Annotated in this window: 11 protein-coding genes and 2 pseudogenes; 5 read left to right on the top strand and 8 right to left on the bottom strand. The window is 63.3% G+C overall.

Annotated elements, in window-relative coordinates; translation table 11 throughout:
• Positions 1-115 precede the first annotated feature (115 nt).
• Together N2602_RS18710 and N2602_RS18705 are read left to right on the top strand one after the other, a co-directional pair.
• Positions 116-529: a hypothetical protein gene (locus N2602_RS18710; protein WP_260383528.1), complete on the top strand. Its 414-nt coding sequence runs from the start codon at positions 116-118 to the stop codon at positions 527-529.
• A 15-nt stretch (positions 530-544) separates the two neighbouring features.
• Positions 545-1,204: an SOS response-associated peptidase gene (locus N2602_RS18705; RefSeq protein WP_260383527.1), complete on the top strand. Its 660-nt coding sequence runs from the start codon at positions 545-547 to the stop codon at positions 1,202-1,204.
• A 281-nt stretch (positions 1,205-1,485) separates the two neighbouring features.
• Here N2602_RS18705 and N2602_RS18700 read toward each other — a convergent pair whose 3' ends face one another.
• Positions 1,486-1,686 carry a hypothetical protein gene (locus tag N2602_RS18700; protein WP_036013408.1) on the bottom strand — a complete coding sequence of 67 codons (201 nt, stop codon included), beginning with the start codon at positions 1,684-1,686 and terminating at the stop codon, positions 1,486-1,488.
• A gap of 47 nt (positions 1,687-1,733) precedes the next feature.
• On the opposite strand from N2602_RS18700, the gene N2602_RS18695 reads away from it, so the two are divergent.
• Positions 1,734-1,925, top strand: a complete 192-nt coding sequence (locus tag N2602_RS18695) for a hypothetical protein (protein WP_260383526.1) — start codon at positions 1,734-1,736, stop codon at positions 1,923-1,925.
• A 176-nt stretch (positions 1,926-2,101) separates the two neighbouring features.
• Here the strand turns inward: N2602_RS18695 and N2602_RS18690 are convergent.
• Positions 2,102-3,548, bottom strand: a pseudogene (locus tag N2602_RS18690) (IS1182 family transposase).
• 333 nt (positions 3,549-3,881) lie between these two features.
• On the opposite strand from N2602_RS18690, the gene N2602_RS18685 reads away from it, so the two are divergent.
• Positions 3,882-4,187, top strand: a complete 306-nt coding sequence (locus N2602_RS18685; protein WP_260383525.1) for a 1-deoxy-D-xylulose-5-phosphate synthase — start codon at positions 3,882-3,884, stop codon at positions 4,185-4,187.
• A 372-nt stretch (positions 4,188-4,559) separates the two neighbouring features.
• Here the strand turns inward: N2602_RS18685 and N2602_RS18680 are convergent, their stop codons facing one another.
• The 6 genes and pseudogenes from N2602_RS18680 to N2602_RS38800 form a co-directional block, all read right to left on the bottom strand.
• Positions 4,560-5,819 (bottom strand): NAD(P)/FAD-dependent oxidoreductase, encoded by a 1,260-nt coding sequence (locus N2602_RS18680; protein ID WP_260383524.1) that lies wholly within the window; start codon positions 5,817-5,819, stop codon positions 4,560-4,562.
• Between the two features lie 243 nt (positions 5,820-6,062).
• A pseudogene (locus N2602_RS18675) lies at positions 6,063-6,953 on the bottom strand (NAD(P)-dependent oxidoreductase); the annotation flags it as partial.
• Positions 6,944-8,075 (bottom strand): peptide chain release factor 2 gene (prfB, locus tag N2602_RS18670; protein WP_260383522.1). Its coding sequence is split into 2 segments (ribosomal slippage): positions 6,944-8,005 and positions 8,007-8,075, totalling 1,131 coding nucleotides; the frame shifts between segments, so codons are not numbered across the junction. The pseudogene N2602_RS18675 and the gene prfB, both read right to left, overlap by 10 nt.
• A gap of 169 nt (positions 8,076-8,244) precedes the next feature.
• Positions 8,245-10,752 (bottom strand): penicillin-binding protein 1A, encoded by a 2,508-nt coding sequence (locus N2602_RS18665; protein WP_172788668.1) that lies wholly within the window; start codon positions 10,750-10,752, stop codon positions 8,245-8,247.
• Positions 10,753-11,019: 267 nt separating this feature from the next.
• Positions 11,020-12,315, bottom strand: coding sequence for an N-acetylmuramoyl-L-alanine amidase (locus N2602_RS18660; RefSeq protein WP_260383521.1), 1,296 nt, complete (start codon positions 12,313-12,315; stop codon positions 11,020-11,022).
• 615 nt (positions 12,316-12,930) lie between these two features.
• Positions 12,931-13,878 carry a hypothetical protein gene (locus N2602_RS38800; protein WP_311739304.1) on the bottom strand — a complete coding sequence of 316 codons (948 nt, stop codon included), beginning with the start codon at positions 13,876-13,878 and terminating at the stop codon, positions 12,931-12,933.
• Between N2602_RS38800 and N2602_RS18655 the strand changes: the two genes are divergently transcribed.
• Positions 13,813-16,149: a ribonuclease E/G gene (locus tag N2602_RS18655; protein WP_311739303.1), complete on the top strand. Its 2,337-nt coding sequence runs from the start codon at positions 13,813-13,815 to the stop codon at positions 16,147-16,149. The genes N2602_RS38800 and N2602_RS18655 overlap by 66 nt on opposite strands.
• The last annotated feature ends 9 nt before the right edge of the window (positions 16,150-16,158 follow it).

Genomic DNA, 16,158 nt, shown 5'->3' with positions numbered 1-16,158 from the left:
AGCATCTGACAGCCTTGTTGTCCACAGCCACGAGAAGCAGTAGCTCGCCGGCACCCTCGCCTACTAGGAATCGATAATTTGCCAAACCCTGCCGGCTCATGCCTTTGATGACCGCATGTCCACGAAGTCGCGCCAATATCTCTTCGGCACTCAGATCAAGATGTCAGCCGAGCGCGCCAGGGAGGCGCGCAAGGAAGCTGACAAGCTCGCCTGCGTGGCGTGGAACAGCCGCATGCTCGGTTACAAGGGACCGGCGCAGCCCTCACCGACCATCGGCGATGCGATCAACGGAGGATACCCCTACCTCGAGGTCCGCTGCCAGGGCTGCGATACCAATCAGACGATAGCGCTCGAGATCATTCGGCGGCCAAAAACGACTCCGATCCACGAACTCGAACGCTACATGCGCTGCAAGGATTGCTCGCAGCTGCGACGGCGTCCCTACAAGCGCAGCGAGCTTGTGGCACTGCGGCCGACAAAGATTTCAGCCAGCCAACCGCCCACAACCTGGTGGCCGGGCGAGCGATAAGACACAATCTCACCCATGTGCAATCTGTATTCGATCACGACCAATCAGGCGGCCATCGCTGATCTCTTCCGTGTCGTCCGTCGCTACGAAGGCAACTTGCCGCCGATGCCCGGCGTCTTTCCGGACTACCCCGCCCCTGTCATTCGCGATGCCGGCGGCGAGCGCGAGCTGGTGATGATGCGCTGGGGCATGCCGCCGCCGCCCCGCACTGGCGGGCCGCCCGTCACCAACATCCGCAATACCTCGTCGCCGCATTGGCGCGCCTGGCTCAAGCCCGAGCACCGCTGCCTCGTACCGGCCAATAGCTTTGCCGAGTATGCGCCCGAGCCGAACCCGGAGACGAAAAAGAAGGATGTTGTTTGGTTCGCGCTTGCGGAGGCGCGCCCACTTTACGCGTTCGCCGGCATCTGGACCACGTTCAACGGCGAGCGCGGCACGAAGTCCAAACCCGTTCCGGGGCCGCATCAGGTCTATGGGTTTCTCACGACGAGCCCGAACGCGGTCGTTGAACCGATCCATCCCAAGGCCATGCCGGCGATCCTGACGAGCGCGGAGGAATGGGACGTGTGGCTGCGGGCCCCTTGGGATGAAGCCAAGGCGTTGCAGCGGCCGCTTGGAGACAACATATTGAAAATCGTGGCGCGAGGGGCTGAAAAGGAAGACGTGATCGCCTAGCGCCAGACGATACCATTATGCCGGTGTTTTGCCCGACGGGTCAAATGATGGTCAGCGCGTCTACTTACAAGATCCGCTACGTCCGCTTATCTCCCATGAGCGGCGTGGAAGCTGACGTTTCGTGAGGTCCGAGAAGGGCCAAAACGCGAAGAACTCAGGTTGAGCAAATTTGGCCCGCTCTCCCGCGATAATCGGACCTCCGTGAGACCCAGCGCGACTTCGCAGATGGACCAGAAACGGAAATCACTTCTTCGCCCAATCGTCCACTGCGATGCGTTACACTAATCTCGCGGCTTCTTGAAAATGAAATCTAATGTTGACGAAGGGTCTTGCTTGCTCTTCCAGTCAGCAAGTTTTTCCTCTTCCGCGTGCAACTGACGATACAGTTCTGACATCCTGCCAAATATCGAGCGAAGTGTCGTGTCGCTCGTGGTCTGGGAAATTTCAGCACACCGCTCGGCCATGTCAAGATTTTCGTTCATGAACACTCTACGCTTCCGCTAGAGCCGACAGATTGATACAGTTAGAAATGACCAACCTTGATCTGCCTGTCGAGAGCTTTATCATCGAGCGTCTGGTCGAGGGCGGCTGGCGGGTTAGTGAGCGTCGCCCCGATCGCGAGGACATTCCTGTTGCGGACTTCGTGTCCCTCCGTGACGCCGAAGAATGGGTGAAGTGGAAGCAGGGCCTTCCGAAGCTCAACCCTTATGCCGTTGAATAGGCCAAGAGGGGCGACTTCCGGTTTGGGTCTTGGCTGTGTGCAAACGGATGGTCGGCACGCGGCCGTGGGTCGCCAATCATTGCAGGCGGCCGATGTTCTCGCGTCGGATCGTCCAATGACCGGCCAAAGTAGGTATCGCGACGCGGTATTGCGCTTTTGGACGCACTTTCCGGGCTTCAGGCGGCGCGGATGGCTGCAATCAGGCGCGGTTTGCCGACGATGTTCATCACCCGTGTGAGGTTATAGGCGAGAACATGCAGCGCCATTTCGGCGGCGACGTTCCGTAGGCGCTTCATCAGGAAGTGGGTCGCCCCCATACGGGCCTTGATCGTGCCGAAGGGATGCTCGACCGTCTCGCGCCGCCTCCGCATGGCGTCGGGGTCGGAATCGAGCCGTCTCTGGACCTCCTCGACCACATGCTCATGCTCCCAGCGTGTGATGCGGCGCTCCTTGGACGGCGTACATTGGCTCTTGATTGCGCAGCCTTGGCACGCTGCTGTCGACCAGTAACGGCGCAGCGTCATTCCATGCTCGATGTTGGTATAGCGATAGGGCAGCACCTGGCCGGACGGGCAGCGGTAGACGTCCTCGTCAGGTAGATAGGCGAAGTCCTGTTTGCCGAACCGACCCTCCGCCTTGGCGTTCGACGTCATGGGCTTGGGCAGCGTGACTGCAACGCCAGCCTCTTTGCAGGCCAATATCTCCTCTCCGTCGAAGTAGCCACGGTCGGCGACCGCCTCGAGTTTGTCCACTTCGAGCACTTCTTTGGCTTGCTTCGACATCCGAGCAAGCTGCCCACGGTCATTGCCGACGTTTATGACCTCATGCGTAACAATCAGATGGTGTTCGGTGTCCACCGCGACCTGGACATTGTAGCCGACGACACCCGATCCGCGTCCACTGGTGGCCATCGAACGGGCATCCGGATCGGTCAGCGATATCTGTTGATCCGGCGTCTTGCGCATCTGCGCATCGAGCACTTCCAGGCGGCCCATCTCCTGCTTCAGTCGAGCGATCTTTTTCCTTAATCCTCGTTGTCTTGATGCTGATCGCTTCCGATGGCTCCTGCCGATCGGCGCTATCCAGTTGACGCAGATATCGCCCGACGCTTTCCTCGATCTGCGCCATCCGCCTCGCCATCTTGGCATGTGTGAAGTTGCGATCGCGGTTGTTCACTGTCTTGAACTTGCTGCCATCGATTGCGACGCTTGGGGTCTGCAACAGGCCCATTTGCCGGCATAGCGCAACGAACTTCGCACAAACCTTCCGAAGCGCCGCACCATTGTCCTTCCGGAAATCGGCGATCGTCTTATGATCGGGAGCCAGGCGGCCGATCAGCCACATCACCTCGATATTGCGGCACGCCTCACGTTCCAGGCGGCGACTGGATTGCACCCGATTGAGATAACCGTAGATGTAAAGCTTCAGAAGGACTGCCGGATGATAGGAAGGCCGGCCCGTCTCCTTGGCGATCACACGCTCAAATCCCATTCCATGCAGGTCGAGCGCCTCGACAAACACGTCGATCACATGGACCGCGTTGCCCTCGTCTACCCAATCCTCCAGACATTCCGGCAAGAGCGTCAGCTGGGATCTGTCCGCGCCTTCAACGAAGCGTCCCATCCGTATCCCCCCATTAGGAAACGGAGGAATCGTAACCGACTCGCGGCTTTTCACACAGCCAGGGTCAAACGCTGCCCCTGGCGGGCTGCTTCACCTTGGTCGGTTCATCTCTTGCAAGCAGACGTTTCGGCTCTTCGAGCGCAGGTCGGCCACGGGCCAAGAAGAGACATTTGAGACCGTCCGGCCAACGCCTGTGGTTCGCTCTTTCAGAGCTGCGCGTGAAGGAGTAAATTGTTAGGCATACCCGCTATGATTGAATGCTGAGGCTCTCGGCCCGGCGAAGCCGCCGTGCTATTCGACCGCTAGGGAAATGCCAACGGATAAGCCTCGGGCATGCCGAAGACGCGCATCATGTATATCGAGAATAAATCCGCATCGCTGAATGGGCCGGCGCGGATTGGCCGTGTCACGTTCTCTAAAACGAGCAAATCGATCAGTTATGGAGGGCGTACTTTCCAGAGCCTGAAGGGGAGCGGGTTCAAGGCAAACTATTTCGACACAGAGACGGGAGAGAGGTTTTGGATTTCAGGACCGCGAAAAGATGGCAAAGACCGGCTCTATGCCGAAAGCTCCTCGCCTGTTGAAATCGACCCCGACGTCGCGGAGGAATACTGGCGCAACATCAGGAGCAAGCCCTAATGGGCAGGGCTCGATTGAGGGAGTTGTGGATCGACAAATGCGATGGCCTCAGTGGTACCCAACGCGCGGTGACATAGTGGGCATCCTACTTACCCTTCTCGTAACGTGTCTGTTCGTTTTCGTTGTCCTCCGATTTCCCTATTTCCATCAGGCGACTGGCTTCGGTCCCGATTGGGATTGCAAAGTCATGCCAAAGGGTGACCCGGTCTGCACTAAGAAACCCGGTCGGTGAACGGTTTCCAGCGCACGTGGGCAATGATGACCGCTTCGGTCAAAAGCGCCGACTTGACCGGCGGTCGGGCAGTTCCGGTTTGCCCCTGGCTGCTGACATCTCGCTGCGACGTGCCAACGGAAGCGATGGGCCAGAAGCGGTCATTGCACGTCGGCTCTTATACCGTTCGCGGGGGATCGCCTGCGTTCCTCAATATGATCTGCGAGAAACTCGGCGTCTTCGCCGACCCCCCAAAGAAATCCCGATTTTATCTTGTGCATGCGATGCAGGCCGAGAAAGTAAAGTCCAGGCACGCTCGTGACACCACGTTGTTGACGTGGAGCACCACGCGCGTCGAGTACATCGCAATCGATCCAACTGAAATCGTAGCCGTAGCCCAACGCCCAGATCACCGTACTGATATTAGCATCACGCAGATCGAGCGATTCAATTTCGGCGAGACGCGCCCGCCTTGCGCTAAGAATTTCGTCGTACTCCCCACCAGGGGGAGCATCAATACCCTTGGCGGCTATGTAGGCGTCAATGGTGGAGAGCCATTGCCGAAAGGTTTCATCTCCGACCTCAAGGTTGGCGTTAAGGTCCGTCGCGAGCAAAATTTGATTTTCGCGGATGTCTTTGAGGCTGCCGAGCAGCCTCGCGCCACGTTGCGCCAACTCGTACAGATCAACGGTTTTTCCACCCTTGTAACCGGTGACCAACGGGCCGCGAAAACCGGGAGGTATCATGTCCGTCGTTCGATTGGTGGCGCCGGTGTCTTCGTTCCACCAGCCTGAATCGCGTCCGCGGTAGCGTCGCGGCTGACGCCGATGGCCACGCAGGGCGTAGTACACATTTCTGCCTTCGAGCAGCAGATCTTCGACGATCTGACAGCCGGACGCACCGGAGCCGACGACCAGCACGCCGCCAGGAGGAAGCTCGGATGGGCGTGTGTAGCGGCTCGCTGTAACCTGACAAATTCCGGCGGGCAAATGAGCGGCGCACTGCGGCACGGTCGGAACTTGGTATGGTCCGGTTGCGACGACCACATTGCGAGCCGCGATTGAAGTGGTCCCCGCCTGCACCAGCAAGCGCCCATCTTCGGTTTGACGTACACCGGTGACGTTGACGCCGCATCGCACCGGCGCCGCGATCCGCGCACCGTAATCTGCGATGAAGCGAACGACGTCATCACGCCGGCTAAAGCCGTCAGGGTCATCTCCTGCATAAGCGTGCCCCGGAAGCCGCATCATCCCGTTGGGGAACTGAAAGTACAGCGAATCCCAGCGCTCGCTGCGCCAACGCTCGGCGACCCGGCCACGCTCAAAGATGATGTGCTCGCGCCCGCGTTGGGCAAGATGATGGCTGACAGCAAGACCGGCTTGGCCACCACCAATAACAATGGTCTCGACCGATTCGGGCATTGCAGACCCCTGATTGCGCAGGTCAATGGTCCTTAACACTCCCGTCTACGTCCATTGTTTGTCAAGGACTTGGTACACAGATCGGTCTGACGCGGGATTGTCGCGCCGCTAGTGCCCTGATCGTCGGCTCACGGCGGGACAAGCGGTCGAGCAATAGTCCGCTTCGGGTCCAGAAGCCAAACAGCTTTCATGGTCGGAGACTTCCGCTTTGCATCGCTAAGCAGAAGTTTGTGAGTACACGTCCTACCGCTGCTTCGGCCGCGACACCAGTTCGATCATCTTGCCTTCATCCTCATCCGGCATCACCGCCTTCGCCTGCGCGTAGGCCTCGACCGCAGCGCGCGCGACCAGCGGCTTGCCCGCGAGCAGGCTCTCGGCGAGCTTCACGGCGTAGGCGGCATCCTTGTGCCGCAGCGCTGCGGTGAAGGTCGCGCCGCTGAAATCGCGGGCGACCATGCGCTTGGAATGACGCGCTACCTGCGGGCTTGCGGCGACGCCGGCCTGGATCGATTCCAGCACCAGGTTCATGTCGAGCCCAGCCTGCTCGGCCATCGCAAGGCCCTCGGCGAGGCCGGCGATCTGGATTGCGCCCATGAGATTGTTGATGAGCTTGTAGACCGTGCCGGAGCCGACCGCGCCGAAATGGCGGATGGTCGAGCCGATCGGTTCGAGATAGGGCCGCGCGCGCTCGAGATCGGCCGCGTCGGCGCCGACCAGAAGCGTCAACTTCCCGGCCGCCGCCGCGTCCGGCAATCCGGTCACGGGGCAATCGATGTAAATCAGCCCGCGCGCGTTGAGCTCGCGGCCCATCTCACGGGAATGGTCATAGGAGACGGTGGAGCATTCGATCGCGATGGTGCCGGCCTTGGCCGTCTTGGCCGCTCCTTGCGGCCCGAGCCAGACCGCGCGCGAAGCCTCGTCGTCGGCGACCATGGTCACGACCGCGTCGGTATCGATCGCGGCATCTTCCGGCGAGGTCGCCCAAGTCGCGCCGCGCGCGATCAGGTCCTCGGCCTTTGCCTTGCTGCGATTCCAGACCGTCACCGTGAAGCCGGCATCGAGATAGCGGCCGGCCATGCCGTGGCCCATCCGCCCAAGCCCGATGAAGGCGACGCGGGGCATGGCTAGTCCACGTCCTCGATGTCGCCGCTCGTGGTGCCGAAGGCGCGCTGCGCCAGCGTCGCGGCCATGAACTCGTCGAGCTCGCCGTTGAGCACGCCCGAAGTGTCGGAGGTCTGCACGCCCGTGCGCAAATCCTTCACCATCTGATAGGGCTGCAGCACGTAGGAGCGGATCTGGTGGCCCCAGCCGATATCGGTCTTGGCGGCCTGGTCGGCGGCAGCCTTCTCCTCGCGCTTCTTCAGCTCGATCTCGTAGAGACGCGCGCGCAGCATGTCCCAGGCCTGCGCCCGGTTCTTGTGCTGGGAGCGGCCGGCCTGGCAGACCACGGCGACGCCGGTCGGGATATGCGTCAGGCGCACCGCGGATTCGGTCTTGTTGACGTGCTGGCCGCCGGCGCCGCCCGAACGCATGGTGTCGACACGGACGTCGGATTCCTTGATGTCGATCTTGATGCTGTCGTCGATGACGGGGAACACCTGCACGCTCGAGAACGAGGTGTGCCGCCGTGCGTTGGAATCGAACGGCGAGATGCGCACCAGGCGGTGCACGCCGGCTTCGGTCTTCAGCCAGCCATAGGCGTTGTGCCCGGAAACCTGGATGGTCGCCGACTTGATGCCGGCCTCTTCGCCTTCGGACTCTTCGAGGTACTCGACCTTGAAGCCGTGCGTTTCGGCCCAGCGCGTGTACATGCGCAGGAGCATCTGCGCCCAGTCCTGGCTCTCGGTGCCGCCGGCGCCGGCATGGACTTCGAGATAGGAATCGAAGCGGTCGGCTTCGCCCGACAGCAGCGCCTCGAGCTCGCGCCGCGCCACTTCCTTCTTGAGGTTCTTCAGCGCAGCTTCGGCTTCGGCAACGACACCGTCATCGCCCTCGGCCTCGCCGAGCTCGATCATGCCGATGTCGTCTTCGAGCTCCTGCTCGACCTTGCCGATGCCCGACAGCGCATCCTCCAGCGAGGTGCGCTCCTGCATCAGCTTCTGGGCTTTCTGCGGGTCGTTCCAGAGATTGGGATCTTCTGCGAGCTTGTTCAGCTCGGCGAGGCGCGCCGTCGATTTCTCGACGTCAAAGATGCCTCCTCAGCAGCCCGACTGACTGCTTGATCTCTTCTACCAACCGTTCGATTTCGGCGCGCATGTTGTTCTCTGGTCTAGCGCATGATCCGGGAAAGTGTGCAGCGCTTTCCCGAAAGCATCATGCGCAAACAAAAATCTGACGCGATGCAGTTCATCTCACCGCGCTGGGGATGTAACGGCGGCGGCGCGAAAGCGCAACCGCCCCCCTCGTCCGTATCAGACGTTATCCGCTACCACAGCCCGCCGGTGCCCGGCCGCATGAGGAAACCGGAATCCGGCTGCTGTTGCGAGGCCGGCATGCCGCCGCGCCCGTCGGCATCGGCAACGCCGATGACGGAGTAATTATCCGGCGGCGCCGTGCCCGGCTTGAAGGCTTCGAGGATGATTCCGCCGGTCTCGCCGGGGCCGGCACGCATGCCGGTCTTGGCGACGACGCGGACGAGCTTGATGCCGGCCGGCACCTTGAACGGAACGGCGGGCTTGTCGGCGAGCGCGAGCTTGAGGAAATCGCGCGCGATCGGAGCGGCCAGATGGCCACCGGTTGCGGCGTTGCCTTTGCCGAGCGGACGCGGCTTGTCGTAGCCCATGTAGATGGCGACCGCGACGTCGGGCGAGAACCCGACGAACCAGGCGTCCTTGGCCTCGTTGGTGGTACCGGTCTTGCCGGCGACCGGCTTGCCGACTTCCTTGATCACGGTCGCGGTGCCGGCCTGGACCACGCCTTCCATCAGCTCGGTGATCTGATAGGCGGTCATGGAATCCAGCACCTGCTCGCGGCGGTCGATCAGCTGCGGCTCGGACTGGTTCTTCCAGCCGCCGGGCGCGTCGCAGCCGCGGCATTCGCGCTGGTCGTGCTTGAAGATGGTGCGCCCGTAGCGATCCTGGATACGGTCGATCAGCGTCGGCTTCACGCGGCGGCCGCCATTGGCGAGCATCGAGTACGCCGTGACCATGCGCATCGCCGTCGTCTCGCCGGCGCCGAGTGCGTAGGAGAGATAGTTCGGCAGCTCGTCATAGACGCCGAAGCGGCGGGCATATTCGCCGATCAGCGGCATGCCGATGTCCTGCGCGAGACGCACCGTCACCGTGTTGAGCGACTGCCGCAGCGCATTGCGCAGCGTCACCGGTCCCTGGAATTTGCCGGAGGAGAAGTTTTCAGGCCGCCACACGCCGGCACCCTGGCCCTGGTCGATTTCGATGGGCGCGTCGAGCACGACGGTCGAGGGCGTATAGCCGTTGTCGAGCGCGGCCGAATAGACGATCGGCTTGAACGACGAACCCGGCTGCCGGTAGGCCTGCGTGGCGCGATTGAACTGGCTCTGGTCGAACGAGAAACCGCCGACCATCGCGAGCACGCGGCCGGTCCAGGGATCCATCACCACCATCGCGCCCGAGACTTCCGGGATCTGGCGAAGACGGTACTGGCCCTCGACCGGCTGCCCCTCCTTGGAATAGAGCGGATCGGCATAGATCACGTCGCCGGGCGCAAGCACCTGCGCGACCGAGGTCGGCGTCTTGCCCTTGGCGTTGCCTTGCGCGGCCCGCGCCCAACGCACGCCGTCGAGCGTGACGATGCCGGTCTCGCGCTGCTTGCTGACGGCGCCGCCAAGCTCCCGGCTCGGCTGGAAGCCGATGCGCGCCGACTGGTCGCTGGTCTCCAGCACCACCGCCATGCGCCACGGTGAGATGTCGGACAGCGACTTGATCTCGGCGAGCTTCACGCCCCAGTCGCCCGAAATATCGAGCTTGCTGATGGCGCCGCGATAACCCTGCTGCTCGTCATAGTTGACGAGACCGGTGACCATGGCCTTGCGCGCCATGACCTGGATCTTCGGATTGAGCGTGGTGCGAACCGACAGGCCGCCCTCGTAGAGTTTCTTCTCGCCGTAGCGCTCGAAAATGTCGCGGCGGACTTCCTCGGCGAAATATTCGCCGGCGAAGGTGTGGGCGCCGTTGGAACGGCTGGTGACGGCGAGCGGCTCCTTGCGCGCCTTGTCGGCGTCGGCCTGCTTGATCCAGCCGTTCTCCACCAGACGGTCGATCACGTAATTGCGGCGCTCGATGGCGCGGTCGCGGTTGCGGACCGGATGCAGCGTCGCCGGCATCTTCGGCAGCGCCGCCAGATAGGACGCTTCCGCCACCGTCAGCTCGTTCACGGACTTGTCGAAATAGACCAGCGAGGCCGCCGCGATGCCGTAGGCGCCGAGGCCGAGATAGATCTCGTTGAGATACAATTCGAGGATCTTGTCCTTCGAATAGGTCTTCTCGATGCGCATCGCCAGCAAGGCTTCCTTGATCTTGCGGGCAAAGGAGACCTCGTTGGTGAGCAGGAAGTTCTTGGCGACCTGCTGGGTGATCGTGGAGGCACCCTGCGGACGGCGGTTGGAGCCGTAATTCTGGAGATAGAGCAGGCCTGCGCGCGCCATGCCGGTGTAGTCGATGCCGCCATGCTCGTAGAAATTCTTGTCCTCGGCCGCGAGGAACGCGTTGATGACGAGCTTTGGCACTGCCTGGATCGGTAGATACAGCCGTCGCTCCTTGGCGTATTCGCCGACCAGCGAACCGTCGACCGCGTGCACGCGCGTCATCACCGGCGGCTCGTAATCCTGAAGCTGAGAGTAGTCCGGCAAGTCCTTGGAGAAATGCCAGATCAGGCCTGCCACGGCCCCGACACCGACAAGGAACACCACTGTTCCCGCGGCGAACAGGAAGCCCATGAACCGCACCAGCAAGCGCATTATCTGTTTATCCGTTCAAACTCTGGATCAGCCCAGTATTCAGCCCATGGGACCTAAAACTGGCACCCCAAAACTGGCGCCAACCTCACATCGCGAATTCACCGGCTTACGCAATCACATCAAGGCCGGACTTAAGACGCTTGCCGAACAGGATTCTCGCCGATTCCGGAACCCTCTACGGGTTTTCTATAAAGCGTCCGCTGTGGCCAAACTAGGGCCTTTGGCTCAGGAGGAACAAGCCGGCTCAGTTCGACGTCCCCCCGGTCGTCAATTTGACGATCCGGCCGTGGCCATCCGCTTGGTCAAAAATCCGTCGATCGCCTGGGCCATCGAGCCCACGGCACGAGACCGCCAGCCCTCGGAGACAAGGTGCCCGAGATCCGCCTTGTTGGAAACGTAGCCGATCTCGACCAGCACCGAGGGCACATCGGGCGCCTTCAGGACCCGGAAGCCGGCAGACTTCAGGGGATGCTTGTGCATCCGCACCGTCTGCTTCATTTCGCTCATCAAAAGGCGGGCAAAACGGTTTGAAAAGGTGCGGGTTTCGCGCTGCGTGAGGTCGATCAGGATGTCGGCGACATCGGTCGGCTCCTCCGCGAGGTTGAAGCCGGCGATCGCATCGGCGCGGTTCTCCGCATCGGCCAGCCGTTGGGCCTCGGCATCGGACGCCTTGTCGGAGAGCGTATAGATGGTCGCGCCCTGCGCATCGCCCTCGGCCCGCGGCAGCGCATCGGCGTGGATCGAGACGAACAAGGCCGCCTTGAGATTGCGGGCGATCTTGGTGCGGTCATTGAGCGGAATGAAGGTGTCGTCGTCCCGCGTCATCACCACGCGGTACTTGCCGGCCTTCTCCAGCTTGTCGCGGAGCGCGAGGCCAAAGGCCAGCACCAGGTTCTTTTCGCTCTCGCCGCTCGATTGGGTCCCGTTGTCGATGCCGCCATGGCCGGGATCGATCACCACCACCGGGCGACCGTCGGGCTTCTGCTGCGTGCCATCCGGGGCCGGCGCGCTCGGAACCGTGGCAGGCGGCGCTTCGGCGATCGCGGGCCGCAACTCGGGACGGTTTTCGACCGGCAGCGACGACACGAAGGCGGTGCGGTCGACCTCCTCCAGCTCGAGCACGAGCCGAGCCGGTTGGCCGTTGGCCGCCTCCAGCACGTAGGAATTGGCGATCTTCGCCGGCCCGGTCAGGTCGAATACGATTCGCGAGCCGCCGGGCATGACGAGCCCGTAGCGGAAGGCCTTCACCAGCCCCCGCCCCCCGCTTCCGATCCCGGCGGGCAGCTGAAAATTCATCTGCGGCACGTCCACCACCACGCGATAGGGGTCGGCCAGCGTGACGGCGCGGAAGGTAACGGTCTGGTCGAGGTCGAGGATGAAGCGGGTCTGCTTGCCGTCGCCAGCCAGCCGGGCGGCCGAGGCGACCGGAAAATTCGCTGCGACGGCAGCGGGTTGCGGCCGGCTTTCGGCGGCGATCAGGCGCGAGGAATCGGCACACGGCAATGCCGTGATGCACAGCAACACGCCCCCCAGCAGAATCCGTCGATTTGTGCGGCTCGCCACCAATTCCGTGCCTCCGAGCAGCTCTCTTAACGCAATAAAACCACAGGGTTAATCGATCCTTAATGACGGAAACGCGAAACTCTCCGACTGTGACCGCCGTGCGACGCTCCCTTGCACCGATGGCTCATTCCTCGTATGTACGGAATGCTGACGGCCGATATTTCCGGTTGTGTCGCATTCAGCCTCCCGGTGCAGCGCCGGAACTCTCAAGGTTTGGGAATTCCAGCGTTTTCCGTTTCCCTCTAAGACCAGCGCGGTGCGCGGCAGCGAGGTGGAGCGGGTCAAGCCCCGGCGGCGGACGGTCTCGGGTTACCACTCATGTTACCGGGACGGTTCTGACAGCGGCGTAACCCATTACCCGGTCCCTTGATCCCAAGGGGACGGTTCGTGATCCCCAAGGCGAGCGCGCTCGCGCCGTGCCTGGCCAGCAGCAACTGATTGAAGGGCGGCCTCGCCGCCCAGTGTTTCATACGGGCCGACGCTTGATGCGCCAGACTGTGCCGACGAAATCTGAAGGAGCATTCGCGACGCTGCGGAGTGACAATCCCGCGCGTCGCAATGGTCCTGAAGCTTCCGGTTCGGCAAGGCGCGAGAGACGGCGTTTCGGCCTTCCCCTCACCCCCGAATCAGGTGGACCGTCGCGTCACCCGGCGGCGCGATACGCGCCCACGGCTTATCGCGCCCGCCGCCGCCAAGAGTTAAGACATGCCCAACAAGATGTTGATCGATGCCACCCACCCGGAAGAGACCCGGGTCGTCGTGGTCCGCGGCAATCGCGTCGAAGAGTTTGATTTCGAGACCGCGCAACGCAAGCAACTGCGCGGGAATATCTACCTCGCCAAGGTCACAAGGGTCGAACCCTCGCTCCAGGCCGCCTTCGTCGAATATGGCGGCAACCGCCACGGCTTCCTCGCCTTTAGCGAAATCCATCCCGATTACTACCAGATCCCGGTCGCCGACCGGCAGGCGCTGATCGAGGCCGAGGAACAGGCCCATCGCGAGGCCGAGGAAGAGAGCGAAAATCGCTCGCACGGGCGCCGCCGCTCGCGCCACCGCAACGCCCGCCGACGCGGTCATGGCGAGCGCGTGCGCAGCGACATCGTCGAGGGCCTCGAGGCCGGCGCCGATCCCGCCGCCCAGCCGGTCGAAGGTGCCGCACTGCCGGAGCATGCCGAGGGCGAGCATCTGCACGCCGCTACGGAGCATCACGGCGAGCACGAGGGCCACGATCACGATCACGGCGACCATGACCATGATCATGACGATCATCATCATGATCACGAGCACCATCACGCTCACGATGACGCCCACGGCCATGAGGACGAGCGCGATCATCATGACCATGATCGCGCCGGCGAGACGCCCGCGCCTGTCGCGGCGGTCGGCGCCGAGCCCGCGGTCGAGACAATTGCCGAGCCGCAGCCGGCCCCAACCTTCGACGTTCCCGCTTCCGAAGCTCCAGCCGCCGAAGCGCAGGCAGAGCCTCTGGCCGAAGCCGTGACGTCGGCCGCCGAGCCGGCCGATGCCGTTTACGCCGCCGGCGAAAGCACTGAAGCGCCGCATGCCGAGGCCGCCCAAGCCGGTGAAGACCAAGCCGGTGAGGACGACGACGAGGATGAGGAAGACGGCGAGGATGCCGAAGAGGAAGTCGTCGAATCCGTCGGCGGCGACGACGTGCTGGAGGAAGTGCCGGAGCGCACCTTCCGTCCGCGCCGCCAGTACAAGATCCAGGAAGTCATCAAGCGCCGCCAGGTGATGCTGGTGCAGGTGGTCAAGGAAGAGCGCGGCAACAAGGGCGCGGCGCTGACGACCTACCTCTCGCTCGCCGGCCGCTATGCCGTGCTGATGCCGAACACCGCACGCGGCGGCGGCATCAGCCGCAAGATCACCAGCGCGCAGGACCGTTCTCGTTTGAAGGAAGTGGTGCAGGATCTCGACGTGCCCGAGGGCATGGGCATCATCCTGCGCACCGCAGGCGCCTCCCGCACCAAACCCGAGATCAAGCGCGACTTCGAATATCTGATCCGGATGTGGGAGACGGTGCGTGACCTGACGCTGAAGTCGCAGGCCCCGACCCTCGTCTACGAGGAAGGCTCGCTGATCAAGCGCTCGCTCCGCGACCTCTACAACAAGGAGATCGACGAGATCCAGGTCGCCGGCGAAGCCGGCTACCGCGAAGCCCGCGACTTCATGAAGATGCTGATGCCCGCCAATGTCAGCGCGGTGAAGCAGTATCGCGACGGCCAGCCGCTGTTCTCGCGCATGGGCGTCGAGAGCCAGCTCGACGCGATGTTCTCGCCGACCGTGCAGCTGCGCTCCGGCGGCTATATCGTGATCAACCAGACCGAGGCGCTGGTCTCGATCGACGTCAACTCCGGCCGCTCGACCCGCGAGCACCATATCGAGGACACCGCGCTCAAGACCAATCTGGAAGCGGCCGAAGAGGTCGCCCGCCAGCTTCGCCTGCGCGACCTCGCCGGCCTGATCGTCATCGATTTCATCGACATGGACGAGAAGCGCAACAACCGCGCGGTCGAGCGTAAGCTGTCCGACTGCCTCAGGCAGGATCGTGCGCGCATCCAGGTCGGCCGCATCTCGCATTTCGGCCTCTTGGAGATGTCGCGCCAGCGCATCCGCGCCAGCGTGCTGGAATCTTCGACCGATCCGTGCCCGCATTGCGGCGGTACCGGCCATGTGCGCTCGGTGTCCTCGGTGGCGCTGCAGCTCTTGCGCGGCCTCGAAGAGATCCTGATGAAGGGCGCGACCCACAATCTCGTGGTCCGCACCCGCACCGACGTCGCGCTCTATGTGCTGAACCACAAGCGCGGCCATCTGCGCGACCTCGAGAACGGCTTCAAGGTCACGCTGTCGGTGATCGCCGACGCTAGCGTCAGCGGCCCGCAAGCCTATGTGATCGACCGCGGCGAGCAGGTGCATACGCTCGAAGCCGCCAAGGCGCTGCTTGCAGCCCAAGCCGCGGCGAGCCCGCCGCCGCTGGCCGAAGAAGTCTACGACGACGAGGACGGCTTCGACCTGGAGACTGAATCCGAGGTCGAGACCGACGAGACCGAAGGTCTTGCTGACGAGCAAGCCGGCGGTGAGGCAGCCTCCGAGCAGGACGGCCAGCGCCGCAAGCGCCGTCGCCGTCGGCGTGGTCGCGGTGGCCAGCGCGAGGGTGAGTTGCGCGAGGATACGGCGCCGACCCTGCCCGAGCCCGCGATGGTCGCCGCCGAAGGCGAGGACGAGACCGAGTCCGAGCAGGACGGTGAGGAAGGCGAGGAACAGGCGGCCCGCGGCGAACAGCAGGGCAGCAGTGATCGCCGGCGCCGGCGTGGTCGCCGCGGCGGACGCCGCCGTCGCGGTGGCGGCGAGGAAGGTCTTGCCGGCTCCATCAGCGACGAGCTCGGCACCGGCCAGCCGCCGGAAGCTGTCGACGCAGTCGCCGATTTCGACGGTTTCGGCGGCCAGGCTTCGCCCTCGATCGCGCAAGCCGAGCCCAGCACCGAGCCGCAAGTTGCGCAGCCCGAGCCGCGCGCGGAGATGCAGACCGAGGCGCCGGCCCAGCAGCCGGAGCCGGCTCCCGCCACGACGGCCGCAACGCCGGACGAAGAGCCTGCCGGCGACAGGGCCGCGCGGCGCCGCTCCACCGTGCGCGAAAAGGTCAGCTTCCTGCTGAACAGCCAGCCGGAGCCCGCAACGCCGGCAGCTGAGGCGACCGAGCCGGTTGCTGCGCCCGCGCCGGCAGCTGAGCCCGCACCGGAGGCGGCAAGCGAAAGCCCGACCGCCCCGCGCCGGGCTGGCTGGTGGTCACGCCGTTTCGGCGGCGGCGAGTAAAGGGACAAA

Origin of the sequence: Bradyrhizobium sp. NC92, assembly GCF_025200865.1 — a bacterium.
Classification (GTDB): Bacteria; Pseudomonadota; Alphaproteobacteria; order Rhizobiales; family Xanthobacteraceae; genus Bradyrhizobium.
This window is presented reverse-complemented; position numbering and strand designations above follow the sequence as displayed.

Excerpts from the sequence above, each read along its gene's own strand:
- N2602_RS18680 (WP_260383524.1), bottom strand. The coding sequence starts at position 5,819 with ATGCCCGAATCGGTCGAGACCATTGTTATTGGTGGTGGCCAAGCCGGT.
- N2602_RS18705 (WP_260383527.1), top strand. The coding sequence starts at position 545 with ATGTGCAATCTGTATTCGATCACGACCAATCAGGCGGCCATCGCTGAT.
- N2602_RS18700 (WP_036013408.1), bottom strand. The coding sequence starts at position 1,686 with ATGAACGAAAATCTTGACATGGCCGAGCGGTGTGCTGAAATTTCCCAG.
- N2602_RS18710 (WP_260383528.1), top strand. The coding sequence starts at position 116 with ATGTCCACGAAGTCGCGCCAATATCTCTTCGGCACTCAGATCAAGATG.
- N2602_RS18685 (WP_260383525.1), top strand. The coding sequence starts at position 3,882 with ATGCCGAAGACGCGCATCATGTATATCGAGAATAAATCCGCATCGCTG.
- N2602_RS18665 (WP_172788668.1), bottom strand. The coding sequence starts at position 10,752 with ATGCGCTTGCTGGTGCGGTTCATGGGCTTCCTGTTCGCCGCGGGAACA.
- N2602_RS38800 (WP_311739304.1), bottom strand. The coding sequence starts at position 13,878 with ATGCGGCGCTTCAGTGCTTTCGCCGGCGGCGTAAACGGCATCGGCCGG.
- N2602_RS18695 (WP_260383526.1), top strand. The coding sequence starts at position 1,734 with ATGACCAACCTTGATCTGCCTGTCGAGAGCTTTATCATCGAGCGTCTG.